The sequence below is a fragment of the Pseudomonas putida genome (genome assembly GCF_050989985.1).
GTDB lineage: Bacteria > Pseudomonadota > Gammaproteobacteria > Pseudomonadales > Pseudomonadaceae > Aquipseudomonas > Aquipseudomonas putida_AI.
Window position 1 is genome coordinate 5,553,438 of sequence record NZ_CP158815.1, and the last position, 24,516, is coordinate 5,577,953.

Below are 24,516 nucleotides of genomic sequence, written 5' to 3' on the forward strand. Positions count from 1 at the left end.
CAGCATCCCGCCCAACAACACAGCCACCCGCGAAACCGCATCGTCAGCCTTTGAAAAACTGATTGGCCTGACCGTAGGGCATCGAGCGCGAGGTGAAGCTGAAGGTGCCCGACGCCTTGATCTCTTCGGCGGCGCGGTAGAACTCGCCCAACGCTGCCAACGCCAGCGCCGAGCCGACGCTGACACGCCTGACGCCCATTTCGCCGAGCTGCTCGACCGTCAGCTTCAAGCCGCCGGACATCAACACATTGACGGGCTTGGGTGCCACGGCGCGGACCACGGCCAGGACTTCTTCGGCGTTACGCAGCCCAGGTGCATAGAGCACGTCGGCCCCGGCTTCGGCGAATGCTTGCAGGCGGCGAATCGTGTCGTCGAGGTCCGGATTGCCGTGCAGGTAATTCTCGGCCCGGGCGGTCAGGGTGAAAGGGAAAGGTAAGCTGCGCGCGGCGGCGACGGCGGCCTTGACCCGGGCCACGGCATGTTCGAAGCAATAGATCGGTGCGTCGGGACGGCCCGTGGCGTCTTCGATCGAGCCACCGACGGCCCCCGCGCCAGCAGCCAGCACAATGCTTTGCGCGCATTCGGCGGGATCATCGGCAAAACCGTTTTCCAGATCCACCGACACCGGCAGATCGGTGGCGGCAACGATCGCCCGGACGTTGGCCAGGGTGTCGTCCAGCGTCAGGCCGCCATCGGGGCGCGCCTGGGAAAAAGCGAGTCCGGCACTGGTGGTCGCCAGCGCCTCGAAACCCAGGCCGGCAAGCATTTTCGCCGAACCCGCATCCCACGGGTTGGGCATCACAAAAATCCCGGCGCGCTCGTGCAGGGCTTTGAACGCTTGGGCTCGAAGGGTTTGCGCATCCATTGGCAGGCTCCTGAAAAGGGGAACGAATCCGCCTTCAGAGCAGGCCAAGTTGCTCGGCGGCGGGCTCTCTGTATAGCTCAGGCAGCGCCGGCAAGCCAGGCAATCGCACCATCAATCGCGCGTGGAAACGCTGCGCCAGCTTCGCCGCCAGCACGTTGTCGGCAGTGTGCAGGAAGATATACGGCGTGCGACCTTCTTCGATCCACAGGGCGATTTTCTCCACCCAGGGCGTCAGGAACGTATCGTTGGCTTCCAGCTGCGGATGGCCGATGAAGCGCACTTGCGGGAACTGGGTGAAGGCCGCCGGACGCGGTGGAACCCTGGGCTTTTTCGATTGGGCGTGAAGCACCGAGGGCTCAGTGGAGGTGCAACTGAACAGCGCGCGTGGGTCGAGGCAGATGCGCTCGACGCCACGATCGAGCAACAGACGATTGAGCATCCGCTCACTGTCGCCCCTGGCGAAGAAATCGTCATGCCGCACTTCCACGGCCAATGGCCGTTGCAGGGCATCGATAAAGCCGGCGAGTTCGGGCAGGCGTTGGGGCGTGAAGCTTCTCGACAACTGCAACCACAACGGCGACACCCGTTCACCGAGCGGGCTGAGCAATTGGGTGAAGGTTTCGGCTGCGGTCAGTTGTTCGCGCAGGTCGCCGCCATGACTGATGTCACCGGGAAACTTTGCGGTAAAACGAAAATGCGCGGGAAGGATTTGCGCCCAGCGCTCCACGGTGCTGGCAGCCGGGCTGGCGTAGAAGGTCGTGTTGCCCTCTACGGCATTGAAGACTTGGGAATAGAGATCGAGAAACTCGGCGGGCTTGGCGTCTTGTGGATAGAGGTAATCGCGCCAGGCGTTTTCGCTCCAGGACGGGCAACCGAGGTAGTAAGGCAGCAGCATCAGATGTACAGATCGAGCCCCAGCACTTCCCCTTCCCAATCGACGAACCCGGCGGTGCTCAGGTAGCTGGCGAGGGCCATCGCCACGCTCTTGCTCATGGCGCGGTGATAGAGCATGTCCTGCTGACGGGCGGGAAGATTGCTCAGGCGTTGCGCAGCGGCTTTGGCGCGAGCAGCCAGTTGTTCCTCGGAGGGAAACTCCAGCTCACCTTCGATATCGACGGCCTCGTCCTCAACCACAGGGCCTTTGCGGGGCTTGCGCTTGATCGGGTAGGACTGAGAGGAAATGCCGTCTATACGCATAAGTGCATGCTCGGTATCAGTGATGGCAGTTTAGTGGCGCATAGGACACTTCGCAAACCGCCGAGTGATAACTAGAACACATAAAAGACAAAAGGTTTAAAAGCCGGGGTTAGAAACAGACGATCGGCAGCGGTCATGAGGTCGCCATCGCGAGCAGGCTCGCTCCCACAGGGACTGGCGTAGATCCTGTGGGAGCGAGCCTGCTCGCGATTGAACCAACTCGGTCTCGGGATTAACGTGCCTTTGGTGTGGCCACCTTGTCCCGCAGATAAACCGGCTGAGCCTCATCCGCGACGATCGCCTCGCCACGCTCCCAGGCAAACCGCGCCAGAGTCAGCAAATCCTCAGCGTGAGGCAGCATGCCCGCATCCTGCCCGCTCAGGCTGACGGCGATGCGCTCGCCATAACCCCAACCGGTGCCAGCACCGAACCATTCGCCGCTGGCGTCGGCCGGCAATGCAGCCACTTCCGGTGGCAGTACCGCTTCAGCGCCCACCAGTCGCATCTCCCCTGCCGTCTCGCGGTAGCAGCCCCAGTACACCTCGTCCATGCGCGCATCAATGGCGGCAGCGACCTGGCTGACGCCATGCTCGCGATAGGCACGCTGGGCCAACACAGCGAGGTTCGACACCGGCAACACCGGACGATCCAGGGCAAAGGCCAGCCCCTGCACCACGCCGATGGCAATGCGCACACCGGTGAATGCACCCGGCCCGCGCCCAAAGGCGATGGCATCGACTGCCTGCAAGGTGGTGCCGGCATCGGCCAGCAGTTGCTGGATCATCGGCAGCAACTTCTGCGCGTGCAGGCGCGGGATCACCTCGTAATGGCTCGTCACTTTGCCGTCATGCAGCAAGGCAACGGAGCAAGCTTCAGTCGCGGTGTCCAGGGCCAGCAAGGTGCTCATCGATGTTTCCACAAGAGGGTTGGTAAAAAGAGGTTCGGAAAAAGGGCGTCAGTATAAACAACTACGGCCCGCAAGCGGGCCGTGGATGATGCAGCGGATCAGGTTTTTCAGCTCAGGGCTGCAAGCACCTTGGCGGTGATCGCTTCAACCGAACCGACACCTTCGATGTGGCTGTACTTCGGCTTGCCGTTGGCAGCGGACAGCTTCTGGTAGAAATCCACCAGCGGCTTGGTCTGCGAGTGGTAGACCGACAGGCGATGACGCACGGTTTCTTCGGTGTCGTCCTTGCGCTGCACCAGGTCTTCACCGGTGACGTCGTCCTTGCCGGCAGTTTTCGGCGGGTTGTAGACAATGTGGTACACGCGGCCGCTGGCCTCGTGAACGCGACGACCGGCGATACGCTGGACGATTTCTTCGTCTTCGACCGCGATTTCAACGACCGCGTCCAGCTCGACACCGGCAGTCACCAGGGCTTCGGCCTGAGGAATGGTGCGCGGGAAACCGTCGAACAGGAAACCCTTGGCGCAGTCGGCCTGGGCGATACGGTCCTTGACCAGCGCGATGATCAGGTCATCGGACACCAGGCCGCCGGCATCCATGATGCTCTTGGCCTTGATGCCCAGCTCGGTGCCGGCCTTGACCGCGGCACGCAGCATGTCGCCGGTGGAGATTTGCGGAATGCCGAATTTCTCGGTGATGAACTTAGCCTGAGTACCTTTACCGGCCCCGGGAGCTCCCAGCAGAATGACGCGCATCGATGTGCTCCTCAATTTTTTATATGGATAACGTCAGATTCGCCTCGTGGGGCCAATCTCAAAAATAGGGTCGTGACCGCCCAAACGGCCAAAGGCTGATCAAGATACACAGCAGGCTGCGCCCACACAAGCCGCCAAAAGTCGGAGAAACCGCTGCCTGCTGCGACCATTTGGCGCGGTTCCAATGGTCGCAACCCCATCATTAACTGTCGCCTGGCCGTACTTTTTCAGCCCCCATCAATCGGCATCCGGCGCACACACCGGATGCCTCGCCCCACGGCAAAAACCTTAGCCGGTATTGCGCAAACCGGCGGCAATTCCCGCCACAGACACCAGCAGCGCCTGCTCCACCGGGCTGCCCTGCGCCACTTCCTGTTGTCGTGAGCGTGCCAGCAATTCGGCCTGCAATAGATGAAGCGGGTCCAGGTAAGTGTTGCGCAAGCGGATGAATTCGAGGGTGTCTGGGCTATGTGCCAGTAGCTGAGACTGACCGGTCATCCCCAGAACGATCGCGCATGCCTGCGACAATAGGTCGCGTAAGTGCGCGCCCAACGGCAACAGATCCGGCTCGACCAGACGCTCATCGTAGGACTGGGCGATTTCAGCGTCGGCCTTGGCCAACACCATTTCCAGCATATCGATGCGGGTGCGGAAGAACGGCCATTGCTCGCGCATTTGCCCCAGCAATTTGCCCTCGCCCCGTTCCAGCGCCTTGCTCAATGCCGCTTCCCAGCCGAGCCAGGCCGGCAGCATCAGGCGGGTCTGGGTCCAGCCGAAAATCCATGGAATCGCCCGCAGGCTTTCAATACCACCGGCGCGACGCTTGGCTGGCCGGCTGCCCAGGGGCAGGCGACCGAGTTCCTGTTCCGGGGTCGACTGGCGGAAGTACTCGACGAACTGCGGATTTTCCCGCACCACGGCGCGGTAGGCACTGACACCGTCGGCGGCCAATTCGTCCATCAGATGACGCCACTCGGGCGTAGGGGGTGGCGGCGGCAGCAAGGTCGCTTCGAGTACCGCGGCCAGATACAGGTTGAGGTTTTGCTCGGCGATGTCCGGCAGGCCGAATTTGAAACGAATCATTTCACCCTGCTCGGTGGTGCGGAAACGTCCGGCCACCGATCCCGGGGGCTGCGACAGGATCGCCGCGTGCGCCGGGCCGCCACCACGACCCACGGTGCCTCCGCGGCCGTGGAACAACAGCAGTTCCACCTGTTGCTCTCGGCAAATGTCCACCAGACGCTCCTGCGCCCGATACTGCGCCCAGGCCGCCGCCGTGGTGCCGGCGTCTTTGGCCGAATCGGAGTAACCGATCATCACTTCCTGCGGCCCTTGCAGGCGCGCTCGATAGCCTGGCAACAGCAACAGTTTTTCAATCACCGGCCCCGCGTTGTCGAGGTCGGCGAGGGTTTCGAACAGGGGCACCACGCGCATCGGCCGCAACACGCCGGACTCTTTGAGCAGCAGTTGCACCGCCAGCACATCGGAGGCGGCACCGGCCATGGAGATCACATAAGAACCGAGGGAAGCAGCGGGCGCGGCGGCGACTTCCCGGCAGGTCGCCAGGACTTCGGAGGTATCGGCGGACGGCTTGTAGTGGGCGGGCAGCAACGGCCGACGGTTGCTCAGCTCGCGGGTGAGGAAGTCGATGCGCTCTTCTTCACTCCAGTCCTCATAACGCCCCAGGCCCAAGTAGTCGGTAATTTCAGTCATGGCCGCGCTATGGCGCGACGAATCCTGACGCACGTCCAGACGCACCAGGAACAGGCCAAAGGTGACCGCCCGACGCAGGCAATCGAGCAACGGGCCATCGGCAATCACGCCCATGCCGCATTCGTGCAGCGAGTGGTAGCACAGCTCCAGCGGGTCGAGCAGGTCGCGGTTATCTTGCAGCACATCAGCGGTGGCCGGCACTGGCGCGGTCAACGCGGTGTGCGCCCAGTTGCGCGTGGCGCGCAGGCGTTCGCGCAACTGTTTGAGCACCGCGCGATAAGGTTCGGCACTGTCGCCCGCCCTGGCTTTCAAGGCTGCGCTGGCCTGCTGCATCGACAGGTCGGCAGCGAGCTGATCGACATCGCGCAAGTACAGGTCGGCCGCCATCCAGCGCGCCAGCAACAGCACTTCACGGGTGACGGGAGCGGTGACGTTGGGGTTGCCGTCGCGATCACCGCCCATCCACGAGGCAAAGCGAATCGGCGCGGCTTCCAGCGGCAGGCGCAGGCCGGTGGCGGCATGCAGGGCCTGGTCGGCCTTGCGCAGGTAATTGGGGATGGCGTGCCACAGCGAATGTTCGATCACCGCGAAACCCCATTTGGCTTCGTCGACCGGTGTCGGACGCGTGCGGCGGATTTCCTCGGTGTGCCAGGCCTCGGCGATCAGGCGCTGCAGCGTCGACTTGATCTGCGTGCGTTCGGCGGTGGTCAGGTCACGATGGTCCTGGGCCGCCAGTTGCGCGGCGATGGCGTCGTATTTCTGGATCAGCGTGCGGCGCGCGACTTCGGTCGGGTGCGCGGTGAGCACCAGCTCGATTTCCAGACGCCCCAATTGCCGGGCCAGGGATTCGGCACTATGGCCTTCGGCGCGCAAGCGCGCGAGCAGCTCCGGCAGCACGCGCGCTTCGAAGGGTGCCGGTTGCGACTCGTCGCGACGATGAATCAGCTGATATTGCTCGGCGATGTTGGCCAAGTTGAGAAACTGGTTGAACGCCCGCGCCACTGGCAGCAATTCGTCTTCGGTCAGCTGGTTGAGGCTGGCGCTCAGTTCGGCGTCCATGGAGCCACGACGATCAGCCTTGGCTCCCTTGCGGATCTGCTCGATCTTGTCGAGAAAGCCCTCCCCGTACTGTTCACGAATGGTGTTGCCCAACAGCTCACCCAACAGGTGAACGTCTTCGCGCAAGCGTGCATCAATATCGGTCATCAGCAGTTCTCCAGCAAAGAATCCGGGCGGCCAAGTAACTCATGCTCTTGGGCTAGAGAGTGCCGTTACAGGCCGTTACTTACAACCCAGACGACGAAGGGACTTTAAACCTGCAAGGCAGAAGCTAGGCTGAACAGTAGGCCGTAAAACGGCCTTCGCCGGCCAATACCGGATACTCACCAGCCTGCCACGAGCAGGCGTGTCATGAGGTCATTATGAAAATCCGCGAGCTTGCCCATCATTGGGAAGAAAACGCCAAGGGTCGCCTGACCGACACTGGCTACTCGATTCATCTGGACGTGGAGGCCGCTGCCAGGCTAGCGGCAATCATCGACATGTACCCCAAGCGGCAACCCGAAGAACTGCTCGGCGAACTGATCGGTGCCGCCCTGGAAGAACTGGAAAAAAGCTTTCCCTATGTGAAGGGCACGACCGTGGTAGCCACGGATGAGGAAGGCGATCCACTGTACGAGGACATCGGCCCCACTCCGCGTTTTCTGGCATTGTCACGCCGCCACTTGCATGACCTGTCGGCGGGGCACGGCAAGCAGAAACACTGAATTTCTCTCCTGTGATCCCCTGTGGGAGCGAGCCTGCTCGCGATGGACTTCAAGGCGCCGCGTTCATTCAGCATTAACGCGTTTTCGCTGACGACCATCGCGAGCAGGCTCGCTCCCACAACCATCAACTCCGCGTTCCAGAACCCTGTTTATTCGGTCTACAGCTTGCCGACGCAGGATCAATTTCTCTGAACTTTTAAAAAACGCCCCGGGTCAACCCAGTAAGCCCCCCTGGGACGGCCTTTCACAACACCTTGATTCATGATGCACGCGGCGCCTTGGCCCAGGGATGGATGTTTATGTAGTTCAGGAGTAAGCCCAATGGAGTTGAAAATCATGAAAACCCGCTCAGGCAAATCCTCGTTCACCCCACTGCACGGCCTGAAAATGGCAGCCCTGGCCATCGGCGGCAGTCTCGTGCTGGCCGGTTGCGCCGGCAATCCACCCACCGAACAGTTCGCCGTGACCGAATCTGCGGTCAACAGCGCGGTCAGCGCGGGCGGTACCGAATTCGCCGCGGTGGAAATGAAGACGGCTCAGGACAAGCTCAAACAAGCCGAAATCGCCATGCACGACAAGAAATACGACCAGGCCAGAACCCTCGCCGAGCAGGCTGAATGGGACGCTCGCGTGGCCGAGCGCAAGGCCCAGGCAATGAAAGCCAAACAGACTGTGAAGGACTCTCGACAAGGGGTTCAGGAACTGCGTCAGGAAAGCCAGCGCAGCGTTCAGTAACGGCGCGCGCGACGTATTTCTCAATCGACTAAAAGGACGAAGCCATGATTTCCAAAAACATCAATTCCAAACACTTGATGATCCCCGCCTTGCTGGCCGCGAGCATTGCGTTGGCAGCGTGTTCGACGCCACCGAACCCCAGCCTTGAGCAGGCCCGCACCAACTACAGCGCCCTGCAAGCCGACCCGCAAGCGAGCAAAGTCGCGGCCCTGGAAAGCAAGGACGCCAGCGATTATCTGGACAAGGCCGACAAGGCGTATCTGGATAAAGAAGACCCGGCCAAGGTCGATCAGCTGGCGTACCTGACCAACCAGCGTGTGGAAGTGGCGAAACAGACCATCGCTCTGCGCACCGCAGAGGCCCAACTGAAAAACGCCTCCGCACAACGTGCCCAGGCGCGGCTCGATGCCCGTGACCAGCAGATCAAACAGCTGCAAGCCAGCCTCAATGCCAAGCAGACCGATCGCGGCACGCTGGTGACCTTCGGTGACGTGCTGTTCGCCACCGACAAGGCCGAGCTGAAATCCAACGGTCTGATGAACATCAACAAACTGGCGCAGTACCTCCAGGAAAACCCGGACCGCAAGGTGATCGTCGAGGGCTATACCGACAGCACCGGTACGGCGTCGCATAACCAGTCGCTGTCGGAACGTCGCGCCGGCTCCGTACGCGCGGCGCTGGTGAAGATGGGTGTCGATCCGGCGCGCATCGTTGCCCAGGGTTACGGCAAGGAATACCCGGTGGCGGATAACAGCAGCGTGTCGGGACGCGCACAGAATCGTCGGGTGGAAGTGACGATTTCCAATGACAACCAGCCGGTGATTCCGCGTTCGGCGGTGAGTGCCAATACGCAATAAATCGTCGTTTCACAAACAACTGTGGGAGCGAGCCTGCTCGCGATGGCAGCGTGTCAGACAACAGAGATGTTGAAAATCAAACCGCCATCGCGAGCAGGCTCGCTCCCACATTGGACTGGTTTACTGCTCCAGCTTCTGCGGCGTTTCCTGCCCCATGCACCGCACTGCTTTTTTCCGGTCGTTGACCAGCACGCCGGTCAGGCCTTTCTGTTCGGTGTCGAACAGTACCAGCACGCCATCGATGCACTGGGCCACCTGCGCGGCCGGCTCCAGGGAGACTTTGTAGTCTTCGCCCGGCACGGTCTTGAGCATGGTGAATTCGTTGAGCAGCAACGCATCCTCCGGCTTGGCGAAGTGCAGGTAGCCGTACCACCACAGGGCACCCACGGTGCCGAGGATGCTGCAGATACCGGTGATGATCAGCGGGATGGCGTTACGTTCTTCACTCATTGCGGACTCTCTGGTGGTTCATCTTCAGAATTCGGGGGTGCCGGGTAGTTGGGCACTTCTGCGAGGCGGCGCAGGCCGTTGAAATGCTGCGGGTCTTCGAGATAACGCAGCATGACTTTGCGCCAGACCGGGTCGGCGAACGTCTGCACATGCCCGCCCCGGGTCAGTTGCAGGACGCGCGGCGGCGGCGCAGCTTGATACAGACGGATGCCGTTGGAAAGGGGCACGATCGGATCGTCGATGCTGTGGTAGATCAATTTCGGCACACCGTTCAGCTGCGCCATGGAGTTGATCGCACTGTCGCCGTCCGGCACCAACCAGGACAACGGCACCTGGAACGCCCACAACAGCCATGAATGGCTCAAGGCAAACTGGCCGACGCTGCGGTAACTGGCAGGCACGCCGTCGAGCACAAAAGCCTTGAGCTGTTTCTGCCGTTCGGGGTGTTGAACAAGGTAGTGCACGGCCATCGAACCACCAAGGCTCTGGCCGAGCAGGATCAACGGCTTGCCCTTGACCTCGGGCGCTGTGTCGAGCCATTTGAAGGCGGCATCGATGTCCAGATAAATCTCCGGCAGGCCTGGCTTGCCTTCGGACAAACCGTAACCGCGATAGTCAATCAACAGCACTTGGTAGCCCTGCTCCGGCAACCAGTAACTGCCCCCCAGGTGCATCGGCAGATTGCCGCCGTTGCCGTGCAGGTGCAGCACCGTGCCCTTGACCTCGACGCCTTTTTTCGCCGGCAGCCACCAGGCGTGCAGCCTGACGCCGTCGGCGGTGATCAGGGTGACGTCGCGGTATTCGAGATGGGCTTTTTCCGGGGTGAACAACTGGCCAGGTTCGGGGTAGAACAGGAACGAACTGCAACCGTTCAGGGCCAGGAGAAGGCAGAGGATGCCGAGGATTCTCATCCGATGAAACCTCGCAAGTGATGGGGAAGGCAATCACAAAACCTTGTGGGAGCGAGCCTGCTCGCGATAGCGGTGTGCCAGGCAACATCAATGCTGAATGTTAAGCCGCCATCGCGAGCAGGCTCGCTCCCACAATTGGCCTCACCGGCTTTAGAGGATGTTGGAGTAATCCGCCTCGATCCGGTCCAGGCTCAGGTGGTTGAGGAAGTTGGAGAAGCACATCCACGCCGACAACGCATTCATGTCGCGGAACTGCTCCGGCAGATACTTGGGCGGCACCACCATTCCTTCATCCACCAACTGACGCAGGGTGCGCATGTCCTCCAGCGTCGTCTTGCCGCAGAACAGCAGCGGGATCTGCTCCAGCTTGCCTTTGCGCACGGCCAACTGAATGTAGTTGTAAATCATGATGAAGCCCTTGAGGTAGGACAAGTCTTTGGTAAATGGCAGACCTGTCGGCGTCGAGCCGCGGAACACGCGACTGGCGTTGCTGTAGCTCTCGGGCATCTCGAAGCCTTGTTCGCGGAAGAACTCGAACACCTGCAGGAAGTCAGCGCCCTCCTCCACCATGTGAATCGCGCGGGTGCGGTTGGTCAGTTTGCGCAGGCGGCTCGGGTAGGAGGCGAAGGTGATGATTTCCATCAGGATCGCCAGGCCTTCCTGGGTCACTGTCGATGAGGGCGGGCCCTTGGCCAGGAAGGTGCAAATCGGCTGGTTCAGGCCGTTGAGGGTGGTGCCGACGTGCACCAGCCCTTCATGGACTTCAAGGGCGCGCACATCGCGCTGGTTGAACATCGCATCGGTGCGGATCTTGATGTAGTCGGCGCCGGCCGCCGCATCGGCGACAATTCCGTCCGACTCGAACACCCGGATGGTTTCTTCTGCCTCGCCGAACACCTTGTTCAAACGATGCTGCAGCATCTCGACCGCATCCTTGGCGGTCATCGTCTTCGGCTCATCCTTCAGGTCACCACGACCGTCGATGTTGTTCAGGTATTCAGACAGCATCATGCCCAGGTCGGACAGCGTCGGGTCGCCGGCATGGAACGCGTCGGAGGCGGCGCCATACAACTCCTGGGATATCAGGCCGAAATCCTCGGTGCCGCGCGCTTCGAGCATGCGCACCACCATTCGGTATTCCTTGCACATGCGGCGCATGATCTGGCCGACCGGATTGAACTGGCCGAGCTGGCGGGTGATGTCGCGCTCGATGTTCTGGAACTCCAGCTTCACTTTGCTGGAATCGAACGCCAGCGGTCGGTTGAGGTAGTAGTCGCGATCCACCGCCGGCATTTCCTTGCCCTTGGCCTTGAGGAAACCCTTGCGGATGCTCTCGTCCCACTTGACCGCATCGAGGACACGGATCGGCGTCTGCGCCAGCACAATGCGATCGGACAAAACGCGTATCGACTGCTGGTAATCGTCCACCGGAAACTCCTGAAAAAACGTGATGGTTATTTGGCCTTGGCCTGGCGCTGGTAGCGTACCGCTTCGACGAACACATCGGAATTGGCCGGATCATCAAGATAGGCGCTGACCTGGTCCATATGGCTGTCGATCAATACGCCATCGCCATCGTCGGTGTGGAAGCTTTCGCCATCGAGCGCGCTCTGCCCAAGTGCCTGCCTGATCTGTTCAAGGTCGAGGTTGTAGACCACCAACTCATGTTTGTCGGTGAGTTCGAAGCCGGCAATGGTGAAATGCCCGCCGAACTGCGCCGGCACCTTCGCCGACAGATACCAGCGGTTGCCGTGGCGCGACACCGTGAACGGATAGGCTTCGCGCTCGTGGGGATTGGCCCTGAAATAGCTGACGGCCTGATAACGATTGTCGCCGACGCGGGTCAGTTCCAGGTTGACCGGCTCGCCCCAGGCGTTGGTGCTGGTCCATTTGCCGAGCAAACCCTTGGGCGCGGGTTCGCTGGTGGGCAGCGGCTCCTTGAAGGTCACCAGGCAGCCACTGAGCAGCAGGAACGACAAGGCGATCGCTACGACACGCCAGGCTTTCATTCAACACTCCCTTTTGAACACAACGCCGGCCTCTGTAGGAGCGAGCCTGCTCGCGATGGCGGTGTGTCAGACAACAAACATTTGAATGTCAGACCATCGCGAGCAGGCTCGCTCCTACAGGGATTAGACCGAAGCCAGCACCAAATGCATATAACGCGTAAGTATGCCGAGCATTTCCTCTTCGGCGGCCGGCTCGGCGTCGTTGAGCAGCCCTTGATATTCCATCCGTCCGATTATAGCCGTCAACACTTTGGCATCCTGCTTTGGCTCGCGCGAACCCAATACCTCGAAAAGCTGGCAGGAGCCCTGCAGCAGGATTTGCTGATGGGAACGCACCAGCTGGGCCAGACGCGGGTTGAGCAGCGCTTCCTGGCGGAAGGCCTGTTCGGCCATCAAGTGCTCGCGACGGGTCACCAGTTGCCGGTGAACGTAGTCGGTCATCAGTCGCGCCAGCTCGTCCGCCAGGTGTTTGCGCGCCTGCGGGCTGCCATCGCCACGGGCGATCATCTCGCGCAGCAGGCCCTGGTTGTTATCCCACAGCTTGGCCATGTACGCCGCACTGCGCTCCACGTATTGAGCGAAGGTGTCGGTGAGCAGGTCATCGATGTCCTTGAAGTAGTAAGTGGTCGCCGACAGCGGCACATTGGCCTCAGCGGCCACGGCCCGGTGGCGCACCGCACGCACGCCGTCGCGCACGACAATGCGCATCGCCGCATCGAGAATGTCCTGCCGACGCTGTTCGCTGCCCTGCCGGCTGGCCTTGCGACCCTGGTACTGAACACTTTCAGCGACCGCAGTGGCGATACCTGCTGCACCTTCTTGAGCCCTTGCATGGATCACGACGGGAATTCCTCTCTCTACTTCAAAATTAACCATTTGATACGTTTGTACCAGACAGGCAATAAAAAACCGCCAATTCAGGCGGTTTTTTTATTGAAACATTTACGCTTGCGGTCGCATGTGCGGGAACAGGATCACATCGCGGATCGACGGAGAGTTGGTCAGCAACATCACCAAGCGGTCGATGCCGATGCCTTCACCCGCCGTTGGCGGCATGCCGTACTCCAGCGCGCGAACGAAGTCGGCGTCGTAGTGCATGGCTTCGTCGTCGCCGGCGTCCTTGTCGGCCACCTGTGCCATGAAACGCTCGGCCTGGTCTTCCGCGTCGTTCAACTCGGAGTAGGCGTTGGCGATTTCACGGCCGCCGATGAACAGTTCGAACCGGTCGGTGACGTTCGGGTTGTCGTCGTTACGACGGGCCAGCGGCGACACTTCGAACGGGTACTGGGTGATGAAGTGCGGCTGTTCCAGCTTGTGCTCGACCAGCTCTTCGAAAATCATCACCTGCAGCTTGCCCAGGCCTTCGAAGCCCAGCACCTTGGCACCGGCTTTCTTGGCGATTTCGCGAGCCTTGTCGATGTCGTTCAGGTCGTCAGCGGTCAGCTCGGGGTTGTACTTGAGGATCGAGTCGAACACCGACAGACGCGCGAACGGCTCGCCGAAGTGGAACACCTTGTCGCCGTACGGCACGTCGGTGCTGCCCAGCACCAGTTGCGCCAGCTCACGGAACAGTTCTTCGGTCAGGTCCATGTTGTCTTCGTAGTCGGCGTAAGCCTGGTAGAACTCCAACATGGTGAATTCAGGGTTGTGACGGGTCGAAACGCCTTCGTTACGGAAGTTGCGGTTGATCTCGAACACTTTTTCAAAACCACCAACCACCAGGCGCTTCAGATACAGCTCCGGAGCGATACGCAGGAACATTTCCATGTCCAGCGCGTTGTGGTGGGTTTCGAACGGCTTGGCTGCCGCGCCGCCCGGGATGGTTTGCAGCATCGGCGTTTCCACTTCCAGGAAGTCGCGCTTCATCAGGAAGCTGCGGATGTGGGCGATGACTTGCGAACGCACGCGGAAGGTCTGGCGCACGTCTTCGTTGACGATCAGGTCAACGTAGCGCTGGCGATAGCGCTGCTCGGTGTCGGTCAGGCCGTGGTGCTTGTCCGGCAGCGGGCGCAGGGATTTGGTCAGCAGGCGCACGCTGGTCATTTCGACGTACAGGTCGCCCTTGCCGGAACGGGCCAGGGTGCCTTCGGCGGCAATGATGTCGCCCATGTCCCAGGTTTTCACCGCGGCCAGGGTTTCTTCCGACAGGGTCTTGCGGTTGACATAGACCTGGATGCGACCGGTCATGTCCTGGATCACCATGAACGAACCACGGTTGAGCATGATGCGACCGGCAACCTTGACCGGGATTGCAGCCTCTGCCAGCTCTTCCTTGGTCTTGTCCGCGTACTGTTTCTGCAGTGCATCGCAGTAGTTTTCACGGCGGAAGTCGTTCGGGAAGGCATTGCCCTTGGCGCGCTCGGCAGCAAGCTTTTCCTTGCGCAGGGCGATCAGGGAGTTTTCTTCCTGTTGCAGGGCTTGCGGGTCGAGTTCTAGGTCGCTCATGTCTTTAAAAATTCCATCACGGGTTCGTTGCCCCCGGCCTGCGGCCGGGGATCGCCAGCAAGCTGGCTCCTACAGGGGATCGCAGTGTTTCAGGCGATCCGGTGTTGCATCGTTTACAGCCCGGACTTCAGGCTGGCTTCCAGGTATTCGTCGATATCGCCGTCGAGCACCTTGTCGCAGTCGCTGCGTTCGATGTTGGTACGCAAATCCTTGATCCGCGAAGCATCGAGCACGTACGAACGGATCTGGTGACCCCAGCCGATATCGGACTTGGTGTCTTCCAGCGCCTGGGAAGCGGCGTTGCGCTTCTGCATTTCCTGCTCGTACAACTTGGCCCGCAGCATTTTCATGGCGGTGTCCTTGTTGGCGTGCTGGGAACGTTCGTTCTGGCAGCTGACCACGGTGTTGGTCGGTACGTGGGTGATACGTACGGCCGAGTCGGTGGTGTTTACGTGCTGACCACCGGCACCGGAGGAACGATAGGTGTCGATCCGCAGGTCTGCCGGGTTGATCTCGATTTCCACCTTGTCGTCGATCTCGGGCGAGACGAACACGGCGGAGAACGAGGTATGACGACGGTTGCCGGAGTCGAACGGGCTCTTGCGCACCAGACGGTGCACGCCGATCTCGGTGCGCAGCCAGCCAAAGGCGTATTCGCCCTTGATGTGCACGGTGGCACCCTTGATCCCGGCGACTTCACCGGCCGACAGCTCCATGATGGTCGCGTCGAAACCGCGTTTGTCGGCCCAGCGCAGGTACATGCGCAGCAGGATGTTGGCCCAGTCTTGGGCTTCGGTACCGCCGGAGCCTGCCTGGATGTCCAGGTAGGCGTTGTTCGGGTCCATTTCATGGCTGAACATGCGGCGGAATTCCAGCTTGGCCAGGGACTCTTCCAGGCGGGCCAGCTCAGCGATCACATCGTCGACCGCACCTTCGTCGTTTTCTTCGACAGCCATGTCCAGCAGGTCGCGGCAATCGGCCAGACCACTGGACAGCTCGTCCAGGGTCTCGACGATCTGCGCCAGCGCAGAGCGCTCGCGGCCCAGTTCCTGGGCGTATTCAGGCTTGTTCCAGACACTCGGATCTTCAAGCTCGCGATTGACCTCAGTCAGACGCTCATGCTTTTGATCGTAGTCAAAGATACCCCCGAATGGTTTCGGAGCGCTCGGACAGGTCCTTGATGGTGTTCAGGATCGGGTTGATTTCCATGGCGGGCAGCACTCGTAGGCGAACTTTTGAAAGCCGGCGAGTATAACGTAATCAGACTGTGACGGCAGCCCGCCTGGCGGCTTTAGCGGCGAATGGTTTTGGTGAAACCTGTAGGAGCTGCCGAAGGCTGCGATCTTTTGATCTTGTTTTTAGAACCTAAAGTCAAAAGATCGCAGCCTTCGGCAGCTCCTACAGGGAATCATCCGGCGAATTAGCCGATCCCCACCTGATTACGCCCATTGTGCTTGGCCAAGTACAAGCCCTTGTCCGCCGCCGAGATCAATTCCCGGCAATTGCTGCCGGCTGTCGGGGTGATGGTCGCCAGGCCGATGCTGATGGTCAGGCTCGAGCCCTCGGTCGGGGCGATGTGCGGGACTTTCAGGGCCTCGACGGTCATGCGCAGTTTCTCCGCCACCAGCCGTGCTCCGCCCTGCGTGGTGTTGGGCAGAACCAGGGCGAATTCTTCGCCGCCGTAGCGGGCCGGCAGGTCGGAAGGTCGGGCACAGGCGTCGCGGATCGCCGCGGCGACCTTGCGCAGGGCTTCGTCGCCCTCCAGGTGGCCGAAGGTGTCGTTGTAGGTCTTGAAATAATCCACGTCGATCATCAGCAGCGACAATTGGCTCTGTTCGCGCAGCGAGCGCCGCCACTCCAGTTCCATGTACTCGTCGAAGTGCCGGCGGTTCGACAGCCCTGTCAGGCCGTCGGAGTTCATCAGGCGTTGCAGCACCAGGTTGGTGTCGAGCAATTGCTGCTGGCTGACCCGCAGCGCACGGTAGGCCGCGTCGCGCTGCAACAGGGTCATGTAGGAGCGCGAGTGATAGCGGATGCGCGCCACCAGTTCGATGTTGTCCGGCAGCTTGACCAAGTAATCGTTGGCCCCGGCCGCGAACGCCGCGCTCTTGATCAGCGGGTCTTCCTTGGTCGACAGCACGATGATCGGGATATCCTTGGTCGCCGGGTGATTGCGGTATTCGCGCACCAGGCTCAGGCCGTCAAGACCGGGCATAACCAGATCCTGCAGGATCACCGTCGGCTTGATCCGCACCGCATGGGCAATGGCCTGATGCGGGTCGGCGCAGAAGTGGAAATCGATGTTTTCTTCGTTCGACAACCCGCGTCGAACGGCCTCGCCGATCATCGCCTGATCGTCCACCAACAGCACCATGGCGGCATTTTCGTCAGTCTTGAAGTCGTCGAGCTGTAATTCATTCATGTGCGTTCACCTGAAAACTGCATAAGCCAGGATTGCTGCTAATAGTAGTCACTTTGCAAAGATCTCCAGCAATCGTGGCGCTATCTTCTCCAGCGGGCGAATTTCCGTGGCAGCATCGATGGCCGCGGCCGCCTTGGGCATGCCGTACACCGCACTGCTGCTCTGGTCCTGTGCGATGGTCAGGTAACCTTGCTGGCGCAGGAGTTTAAGCCCCTGCGCGCCATCTCGTCCCATGCCGGTCAGCAAAACGCCGACCGCATCACCGTTCCAGTAATTGGCCACGCTCTCGAAAAAAACGTCGATTGAAGGGCGATAGATTTCGTTGACCGGTTCTGCGGTGTAGGCCAGCGTGCCGTTCTTCAATAATCGAATGTGGTGATTGGTCCCCGCCAGCAGCACGGTGCCGCTTTGTGGTGGCTCGCCCTCCTGGGCCAGGCGCACGTTCAGGCCGCTGGCGCTGGCCAGCCATTCGGCCATGCCGGCGGCAAACACCTGGTCTACGTGCTGCACCAGCACGATGGCTGGGGAAAAATTGCGCGGCAGCCCCTTGAGCAGAACTTCCAGCGCCGCCGGCCCACCGGCGGACGAGCCAATGGCGATCAGGCTCTGCCGTGAGCCGGAACTGCGCAACGGACCAGGGTCGCGGCGTTCACGATGGCTCTTGTCGCCGATCAGCCAGCCGATGTTCATGATCTTGCGCAACAACGGCGCCGCCGCGTCCTGGGCATTGCCGGCGCCAAGGGCCGGGGTATCGACCACGTCCAGCGCGCCGTGGCCCATGGCTTCGAACACCCGATGCACGTTCTGCTGGCGATCCACCGTGACAATGACGATGGCGCAAGGCGTTTCGGCCATGATCCGGCGGGTGGCTTCCACCCCGTCCATCACCGGCATGATCAAGTCCATCAGAATCAGGTCAGGCGTCTGTTCGGCACACTTTTGCACCGCTTCGCGGCCATTGCCGGCCACCCAGATCACCTGGTGCGCCGGCTCGAAGGCCAGCGCCCGGCGCAGGGCCTCCACGGCCATGGGCATATCGTTGACGATTGCGATTTTCATGCCCGCGCTCCTCCTATGAGCTCATCGACTGCATCGAGCAAGGCGTCGTCATGAAAACTGGCCTTGGCTAGATAATAGTCGGCCCCGGCATCCAGTCCACGGCGGCGATCCTCCTCACGATCCTTGTAGGACACCACCATCACCGGCAACGATTGCAGGCGGTTGTCCCGACGCAGCAACGACACCAGTTCGATGCCATCCATGCGCGGCATGTCGATGTCAGTGATCAACAGGTCGAAGGTTTCCGAGCGCAGGGCATTCCAGCCATCCATGCCGTCGACCGCCACTGCCACGTCGTAGCCGCGATTGAGCAGCAGCTTGCGTTGCAGCTCGCGCACGGTGAGGGAGTCGTCCACCACCAGAATCCGCTTGCGAGCCGCCTCGGCAGCCTGATTGCCCTGGCGGGCGATGCGCTCCAGGCGTCCGGTGTTGAGCAGCTTATCCACCGAACGCAGCATGTCTTCGACATCGACGATCAAGACCACCGAACCGTCGTCGAGCAAGGCCCCGGCGGAAATGTCCTGCACCTTGCCCAGGCGCTCATCCAGCGGCAACACCACCAGGGTGCGCTCGCCGATAAACCGCTCGACCGCTACGCCATAGGCCGTATCGCGTTCGCGGATGACCACGACCTTCAGGCTCTGCTGATTGCCCTGGCTTGCCGGGCGTTGCAACAGCTGGCTGGCGGCGACCAGGCCGACATGCCGGCCCTCATGCCAGAAGTGCTGGCGGCCCTCGACCTGCACAATGTCCGCAGGCTCCAGATCGCACATGCGTTCGATGTGGGCCAGCGGGAAGGCATAGGCCTCGCCCCCCACCTCCACCACCAGGCTGCGCACCACCGACAGGGTCAGCGGCACTTCAAGATGGAAACGACTGCCCTGGCCCGCCGTCTGCTCCAGCACCACCGCGCCACGCAACTGGCGCACCATGTGCTGCACCGCGTCGAGGCCGACACCGCGTCCGGAAACCTCGGTGACGGTGTCGCGCAGGCTGAACCCCGGCAGGAACAGGAACGTCAGCAGTTCCTCTTCGCTCAACTGCGCGGCGGTTTCCGGCGGAGACAATTGGCGTTCGACGATGCTGCGGCGGACCTTCTCCAGATCGACACCATTGCCGTCATCGCTGAGTTCCAGCACCAATAATCCGGCCTGATGGGAGGCGCGCAGACGAATCAGGCCCTCCTCCGGCTTACCGGCCAGCAGCCGCTGCTGCGGGGTTTCGATACCGTGATCCACCGCATTGCGCAGCAGGTGGGTCAGCGGCGCTTCGAGCTTTTCCAGCACATCGCGGTCGACCTGGGTTTTCTCGCCCTCGATCTCCAGCCGCACCTGCTTGCCAAGGCTGCGGCCCAAATCGCGGACCATCCGCACCTGGCCGGTCAACACATCGGCGAACGGCCGCATGCGGCACGCCAGGGCGGTGTCGTACAGCACCTGCGCGCGCTGGCTGGCCTGCCAAGCGAACTCGTCGAGCTCGGCGTTTTTCTCCGCCAGCAATTGCTGGGATTCGGCCAGCAGCCGCCGCGCATCTTCGAGGGCTTCCTGGGCTTCGAGGCTCAGGGCATGGTCCTTGAGATGAACGTTGAGATTTTCCAGCGCCCGCAGGCTGTTGTTCTGCATGCGCTTGAGGCGCTGCATGGTAGCCAGGTGCGGCTTGAGCCGCAGGGTTTCCACCAGGGATTTGCTCGACAGGTCGAGCAGACTGTTGAGGCGCTCGGCGGTGACCCGCAGCACGCGCTCGCCGGTTTCCGTGGTGCGCTTGGATTTCTTGGGGGCGACTACGGGCTCAGCCGGTTGTGACTCAACGACGGGGGCCGTTTCCAAAGTGACGGGCGCTTCGACCTTGGGCGCTTCAAGCTGCAACTCCGCCATGACCGGCGCGGTGGTCGGCAGGACGGGAATCGCAGCGGCCGCCGGATCGAGCAAGCGCGCCATCAAGGCGACATAGGCTTCGATGTCCGCCGGCTGCGGTGCGGTGGCCGGCGTGGCGATGCGCATCAGCAGATCGGTACCCTGCAGCAAGGCATCGATGTGCTCGGGACGCAGGTACAGCCGCCCTTCCTGGGCGCTGACCAGGCAATCCTCCATGACATGCGCCACGCTGACGCCGGCATCGATACCGACGATGCGCGCCGCGCCCTTGAGCGAGTGCGCCGCACGCATGCACGATTCGAGTTGATCGGCCTGGGTCGGGTCGCGCTCCAGGGCCAACAGACCCGCGCTCAGCACCTGGGTCTGGGCTTCGGCTTCCAGGCTGAACAGTTCAAGCAAAGAGGCGTCGCGCATTTGCTCGGGGGTCATGTGAGGCTCCGGGTCACGGCGGACAACAGCTGTTCTTCATCCAGCCAGCGCAGGCTGCGACCTTTGAATTGCAAGACGCCACGGGTGTATTTGGCATTGGCCTGGGTACCCGAGCGCGACGCCGCGTCCAGGATGCGCTCGTCGATGGCGTGAATGCCGTCCACTTCATCCACCGGCACCACCACCGGCCCGCCGTGGGCGGCGATGATCAACATGCGCGGCATGACCCGCGCGCCGCCCGCAACGCCAGCGACACTCTCCAGCCCCAGCAACTCGGACAATGAAAGACATGCCACCAACGCGCCGCGTACGTTGGCCACCCCGAGCAGCGCCCGGGAACGTTGATGCGGCAGCGAGTGAATGGCTTGCTGCGGCGACACTTCCACCAGACTGCGTGTCGCCAGGCCCAGCCATTCTTCGCCGAGGCGGAACATCAACAGCGAGCGGGTCTTTACCTCGTCTTCGACCGCACCGGAAACTTGCGCGCGATCTTCCTGCTGCAATGCATAACGATCCAGCAGGCGCGTCGCCGCCGCCGAGTACACCGCGCAATTGCGGCAATGGATGTGTTCAACCAGCAGCGGGCAGGACTTGTCGCCATGGATACCGATGCGGTTCCAGCAATCGTCGATGGCCTGGGCATCTTCACGGGTGACGCTAAAGGTGTCGGAGGCAATCATCGTTTACGCTCACTGTCGGCGGCGCGCTCGCTGCGCGCGGCGCGGTCCTGCAATCGTCTGGCACCGGCGCTATCGCCCTGGGATTGCAGCAAGGCTGCCAGGTGCATCAACGCGTCGGGATGTTGCGGTTCAAGGTATAGCGCCTTGCGGTAAAAGCCCTGGGCTTCCAGCACATTGCCACCCACATCGCTGAGCAACCCCAGCCAATAGAACACCTGGGCCACGGGTTCGTGGTTGCGCAGGTAGCGTTCGCACGCGGCACGGGCGTCGGCGCTTTTGCCTTCGTTGGCCAGTTCGGCAATGTTTGCCAGCAATGCCGCGGTATCGGCGCTGGCGGTTTTTTCTGTAGGCACGGGTCGCGCAACGCTGGCAAACGGACGCCGGGGCACAGGCGATGGCGCGACATGACGCGCCGGTTGCCGCACGGGCGTGGGCGTGGGGACTGGCGTGGGAACGAATGTCGGCAACGGTTCCGGCTCCACATCGCTGTGGCGACTGAAGGCAAAGGACTGCGGGATACCGATCGAACGCATGCCCAGGCGCCCCAGCAGGCTGCCTTCGGCGGGGCCGATGAACAGCACGCCATCGACATGGGTCAGGCGCTTGAGCACTTCGAACACCTGCTTTTGCGTCGCCAGATCGAAATAGATCAGCAGATTGCGGCAGAACACAAAGTCATAGGGCGGCTCGTTGGCGAGCAGGGCTGGATCAAGGACATTGCCGACCTGCAGGCGCACCTGATCCAGCACGCGGTCGCTCAGGCGATAGCCGTCATTTTCGGCAGTGAAATAACGGTCGCGATAGGCGATGTCTTCGCCGCGAAAGGAGTTCTTGCCATACAGCGCACGCCGGGCCTTTTCCACCGACAGCGGGCTGACGTCCATGCCTTCGACCTTGAACTGGTGCGGCTTGAACCCGGCATCCAGCAGCGCCATGGCGATCGAATAGGGTTCTTCGCCGGTGGAGCACGGCAGGCTGAGAATCCGCAGGGCACGCAGGTGGTTGATCTCGGCCAGGCGCCGGGTCGCCAGTTTCGCCAGGGTGGCGAAGGATTCCGGATAACGGAAAAACCAGGTTTCCGGAACGATCACCGCTTCGATCAGCGCCTGCTGCTCATCGCTCGAACCCTGGAGGGTGCGCCAGTATTCATCGGCCGTCTGCGCATTGGAGGCGATGCTGCGTTGGCGCACCGCACGCTCGATGATCGCCGGGCCCACCGAGGTCACGTCGAGACCGATGCGCTCCTTGAGGAAATCGAAAAAACGCTGGTCGCTGTTCATGACTGTTCCTCAAGCAGCGCGAGGTCCAGCGGTGGCGACGGAAACAACAGCGCGCGGACTCGCTCATCCAACAGATCGGCGACCCGCACCCATTGCAGCAGCCCCTGTTCGTCCTTGCGCACCGGCCCCAGATAAGGTGCCCGGGGATTGTCCAGGCCATACGGCTGGAAATCCGCGGGATCGCAGCGCAAGGTGCCGGTGGCCTGCTCCAGGATCAGTCCGAGCAGTTGCGCGGGCGTACCTTCATCCGACTGGTAGTGCACCAGCACCAGCCGCGTACTGGTGCGCGCCTGGGCAGGCGTGCCAAAGGTCAGCGCACTGAGGTCGATCACCGGCACCACCGCGCCACGCCAGGCGAACACCCCGGCCACCCAGTGTGGTGCGTGGGCAATCGGCTTCAGGGCTACCCGTGGCAGCACTTCCGCCACCTCGGTCGCGCGCAGCGCGTAGCGCTCGCTGCCGATGTGAAACACCAGAAACAGCACCTGCAATGGCTGTTTCACGGCGGTGCGTTTGGCAGTGAGCTCGCTCATCAGACTTTGAATCGCGAAACGCCGCTGCGCAGCCCGACGGCCACCTGGCTCAGCTCATCGATGGCAAAGCTGGCCTGGCGCAGGGACTCGACGGTCTGGCTGCTGGCATCACCCAACTGCACCAGCGCGTGGTTGATCTGCTCGGCGCCGGTGGCCTGGGCCTGCATGCCTTCGTTGACCATCAATACGCGAGGCGCCAGTGCCTGCACCTGATGGATGATCTGCGACAGCTGCTCGCCAACCTGCTGCACCTCGGCCATGCCGCGACGCACTTCCTCGGAAAACTTGTCCATACCCATCACGCCGGCCGACACCGCCGACTGAATCTCGCGCACCATTTGCTCGATGTCGTAGGTGGCGACAGCGGTCTGGTCGGCCAGGCGTCGTACTTCGGTGGCGACCACGGCGAAACCGCGACCGTATTCACCGGCCTTCTCGGCCTCGATGGCGGCGTTGAGCGAAAGCAGGTTGGTCTGGTCGGCGACCTTGACGATGGTCACCACCACCTGATTGATGTTGCCGGCCTTCTCGTTGAGGATCGCCAGTTTGGCATTGACCAGGTCGGCCGCACCCATCACCGAGTGCATGGTTTCTTCCATGCGGGCCAGGCCCTGCTGCCCGGAGCCGGCGGCCACCGAGGCCTGATCGGCAGCGGTGGAAACCTCGGTCATGGTGCGCACCAGATCCCGCGAGGTGGCGGCAATTTCCCGGGAAGTCGCGCCGATTTCGGTGGTGGTGGCCGCCGTTTCGGTGGCGGTGGCCTGCTGCTGCTTGGAAGTCGCGGCAATCTCGGTGACCGAGGTGGTGACCTGTACCGACGAGCGCTGGGCCTGGGACACCAGAGATGTCAGCTCGGTCATCATGTCGTTGAAGCCGGTTTCCACGGCGCCGAACTCGTCCTTGCGGTCCAGATTCAACCGGCGGCTCAGATCCCCCGTGCGCATCACTTCAAGAATCTGCACGATGCGATTCATCGGCGCCATGATCGCGCGCATCAACAACAGGCCGCAGAGACCGGCCGCCAGCACGGCGATCAGCAGGGAAATGCCCATGATGGTTTTGGCGGTCAGCACCGCGTCGTCGATGGCCGCGATATCCCTGTCGGCCACGGCTTTGTTGTGGCGCAGGATGTCACTGAGTTTCGCTCGCCCATTGGTCCAGGTCGGCGTCAGCTCGTCGTTGAACATTTTGATGGCGTCGGCATCCAGGTTGCGCTTGTGCAGGTCGATCACGGCCGCCAGGATCCGGTGGTAGTCCTCATGGAATTTCAAGAACGCGGCGTATTCGGTCTTGTCATCGTCGTCGGTGATGGTCCCGCGATAGAGGTCCATCTGCTCTTGCAGGCGGGCGGCGTAAGTACTGAAATCCGTTGCATCCTTGGCGTTGAAGCCCTGCCCTTCTTCAAGGCCGAGCATGGCTTGCATCCGCAGATAGCTGTCAGACCAGGCACCACGAATCAATGAGCTGTAGTACAACCCTGGCAGCGCATCTTCACGCACGCTGGCTTCACTGCTTTCAATCTTCAACAGCCGCGAATACGAGACGACCACCATCAACAGCATGATGGCGATGATGACTGCAAAACTCGCCAAAATGCGTTGGCGCAACGTCCAGTTCTTCACAGGCTGT

General features: G+C 61.7%; 23 protein-coding genes. 3 read left to right on the forward strand and 20 right to left on the reverse strand.

Annotated features, from left to right (window positions below):
* Window positions 1-43: 43 nt before the first annotated feature.
* From ABTV29_RS25465 to ppc, 6 genes are all read right to left on the reverse strand, one after another.
* The gene (locus tag ABTV29_RS25465; protein ID WP_433767347.1) at window positions 44-865 is read right to left on the reverse strand and encodes an isocitrate lyase/PEP mutase family protein; all 822 of its coding nucleotides are present in this window, start codon (window positions 863-865) and stop codon (window positions 44-46) included.
* A 34-nt stretch (window positions 866-899) separates the two neighbouring features.
* Entirely contained in the window at window positions 900-1,760 is an 861-nt protein-coding gene (locus ABTV29_RS25470) for a DUF72 domain-containing protein (protein ID WP_433767348.1), read from the reverse strand.
* Entirely contained in the window at window positions 1,760-2,062 is a 303-nt protein-coding gene (locus ABTV29_RS25475) for a hypothetical protein (RefSeq protein ID WP_433767349.1), read from the reverse strand. Before ABTV29_RS25475 ends, ABTV29_RS25470 begins: the two co-directional genes overlap by 1 nt.
* Window positions 2,063-2,294: 232 nt before the next feature.
* Window positions 2,295-2,969, reverse strand: coding sequence for a tRNA (adenosine(37)-N6)-threonylcarbamoyltransferase complex dimerization subunit type 1 TsaB (gene tsaB / locus ABTV29_RS25480; RefSeq protein WP_433767350.1), 675 nt, complete (start codon window positions 2,967-2,969; stop codon window positions 2,295-2,297).
* Between the two features lie 107 nt (window positions 2,970-3,076).
* Window positions 3,077-3,724: an adenylate kinase gene (gene adk / locus ABTV29_RS25485; RefSeq protein ID WP_433767351.1), complete on the reverse strand. Its 648-nt coding sequence runs from the start codon at window positions 3,722-3,724 to the stop codon at window positions 3,077-3,079.
* A gap of 288 nt (window positions 3,725-4,012) precedes the next feature.
* On the reverse strand, window positions 4,013-6,643 hold the full coding sequence (gene ppc, locus ABTV29_RS25490) for a phosphoenolpyruvate carboxylase (protein WP_433767352.1): 2,631 nt from the start codon (window positions 6,641-6,643) through the stop codon (window positions 4,013-4,015).
* Window positions 6,644-6,858: 215 nt separating this feature from the next.
* Between ppc and ABTV29_RS25495 the strand changes: the two genes are divergently transcribed.
* From ABTV29_RS25495 to ABTV29_RS25505, 3 genes are all read left to right on the forward strand, one after another.
* Window positions 6,859-7,203 (forward strand): pilin assembly protein, encoded by a 345-nt coding sequence (locus tag ABTV29_RS25495; RefSeq protein WP_433767353.1) that lies wholly within the window; start codon window positions 6,859-6,861, stop codon window positions 7,201-7,203.
* A 321-nt stretch (window positions 7,204-7,524) separates the two neighbouring features.
* Window positions 7,525-7,938: a DUF4398 domain-containing protein gene (locus ABTV29_RS25500; RefSeq protein ID WP_433767354.1), complete on the forward strand. Its 414-nt coding sequence runs from the start codon at window positions 7,525-7,527 to the stop codon at window positions 7,936-7,938.
* Window positions 7,939-7,982: 44 nt separating this feature from the next.
* The gene (locus ABTV29_RS25505) at window positions 7,983-8,795 is read left to right on the forward strand and encodes an OmpA family protein (protein WP_433767355.1); all 813 of its coding nucleotides are present in this window, start codon (window positions 7,983-7,985) and stop codon (window positions 8,793-8,795) included.
* Between the two features lie 120 nt (window positions 8,796-8,915).
* Here the strand turns inward: ABTV29_RS25505 and ABTV29_RS25510 are convergent, their stop codons facing one another.
* The 14 genes from ABTV29_RS25510 to ABTV29_RS25575 form a co-directional block, all read right to left on the reverse strand.
* The gene (locus ABTV29_RS25510; RefSeq protein ID WP_056856280.1) at window positions 8,916-9,245 is read right to left on the reverse strand and encodes a hypothetical protein; all 330 of its coding nucleotides are present in this window, start codon (window positions 9,243-9,245) and stop codon (window positions 8,916-8,918) included.
* Window positions 9,242-10,156, reverse strand: coding sequence for an alpha/beta hydrolase (locus ABTV29_RS25515; protein ID WP_433767356.1), 915 nt, complete (start codon window positions 10,154-10,156; stop codon window positions 9,242-9,244). The genes ABTV29_RS25510 and ABTV29_RS25515 overlap by 4 nt, the downstream gene beginning before the upstream one ends.
* A 150-nt stretch (window positions 10,157-10,306) precedes the next feature.
* Window positions 10,307-11,584 (reverse strand): flavohemoglobin expression-modulating QEGLA motif protein, encoded by a 1,278-nt coding sequence (locus ABTV29_RS25520; protein ID WP_433767357.1) that lies wholly within the window; start codon window positions 11,582-11,584, stop codon window positions 10,307-10,309.
* Between the two features lie 26 nt (window positions 11,585-11,610).
* Window positions 11,611-12,165 (reverse strand): hypothetical protein, encoded by a 555-nt coding sequence (locus tag ABTV29_RS25525; RefSeq protein ID WP_433767358.1) that lies wholly within the window; start codon window positions 12,163-12,165, stop codon window positions 11,611-11,613.
* Window positions 12,166-12,288: 123 nt separating this feature from the next.
* Window positions 12,289-13,005: a TetR/AcrR family transcriptional regulator gene (locus ABTV29_RS25530; RefSeq protein WP_433767359.1), complete on the reverse strand. Its 717-nt coding sequence runs from the start codon at window positions 13,003-13,005 to the stop codon at window positions 12,289-12,291.
* Between the two features lie 102 nt (window positions 13,006-13,107).
* Window positions 13,108-14,610 (reverse strand): lysine--tRNA ligase, encoded by a 1,503-nt coding sequence (gene lysS / locus ABTV29_RS25535; RefSeq protein ID WP_433767360.1) that lies wholly within the window; start codon window positions 14,608-14,610, stop codon window positions 13,108-13,110.
* Between the two features lie 113 nt (window positions 14,611-14,723).
* Window positions 14,724-15,819, reverse strand: a protein-coding gene (gene prfB / locus ABTV29_RS25540; RefSeq protein ID WP_433767361.1) for a peptide chain release factor 2 whose coding sequence is annotated in 2 segments (ribosomal slippage) — window positions 14,724-15,746 and window positions 15,748-15,819 — 1,095 coding nt in all. Because the reading frame shifts where the segments join, the coding sequence is not laid out codon by codon here.
* 211 nt (window positions 15,820-16,030) lie between these two features.
* Complete coding sequence (locus ABTV29_RS25545; protein WP_433767362.1) at window positions 16,031-17,032, reverse strand: diguanylate cyclase domain-containing protein; 1,002 nt, start codon at window positions 17,030-17,032, stop codon at window positions 16,031-16,033.
* A 48-nt stretch (window positions 17,033-17,080) separates the two neighbouring features.
* Window positions 17,081-18,091: a chemotaxis response regulator protein-glutamate methylesterase gene (locus tag ABTV29_RS25550; protein WP_433767363.1), complete on the reverse strand. Its 1,011-nt coding sequence runs from the start codon at window positions 18,089-18,091 to the stop codon at window positions 17,081-17,083.
* On the reverse strand, window positions 18,088-20,394 hold the full coding sequence (locus ABTV29_RS25555) for a hybrid sensor histidine kinase/response regulator (RefSeq protein ID WP_433767364.1): 2,307 nt from the start codon (window positions 20,392-20,394) through the stop codon (window positions 18,088-18,090). The genes ABTV29_RS25550 and ABTV29_RS25555 overlap by 4 nt, the downstream gene beginning before the upstream one ends.
* The gene (locus tag ABTV29_RS25560; RefSeq protein WP_433767365.1) at window positions 20,391-21,074 is read right to left on the reverse strand and encodes a chemotaxis protein CheW; all 684 of its coding nucleotides are present in this window, start codon (window positions 21,072-21,074) and stop codon (window positions 20,391-20,393) included. Before ABTV29_RS25560 ends, ABTV29_RS25555 begins: the two co-directional genes overlap by 4 nt.
* Window positions 21,071-22,354 (reverse strand): CheR family methyltransferase, encoded by a 1,284-nt coding sequence (locus ABTV29_RS25565; RefSeq protein WP_433767366.1) that lies wholly within the window; start codon window positions 22,352-22,354, stop codon window positions 21,071-21,073. Before ABTV29_RS25565 ends, ABTV29_RS25560 begins: the two co-directional genes overlap by 4 nt.
* Window positions 22,351-22,887, reverse strand: a complete 537-nt coding sequence (locus tag ABTV29_RS25570) for a chemotaxis protein CheW (protein ID WP_433767367.1) — start codon at window positions 22,885-22,887, stop codon at window positions 22,351-22,353. Before ABTV29_RS25570 ends, ABTV29_RS25565 begins: the two co-directional genes overlap by 4 nt.
* Window positions 22,887-24,509: a methyl-accepting chemotaxis protein gene (locus ABTV29_RS25575; RefSeq protein ID WP_433767368.1), complete on the reverse strand. Its 1,623-nt coding sequence runs from the start codon at window positions 24,507-24,509 to the stop codon at window positions 22,887-22,889. Before ABTV29_RS25575 ends, ABTV29_RS25570 begins: the two co-directional genes overlap by 1 nt.
* Window positions 24,510-24,516: the final 7 nt, after the last annotated feature.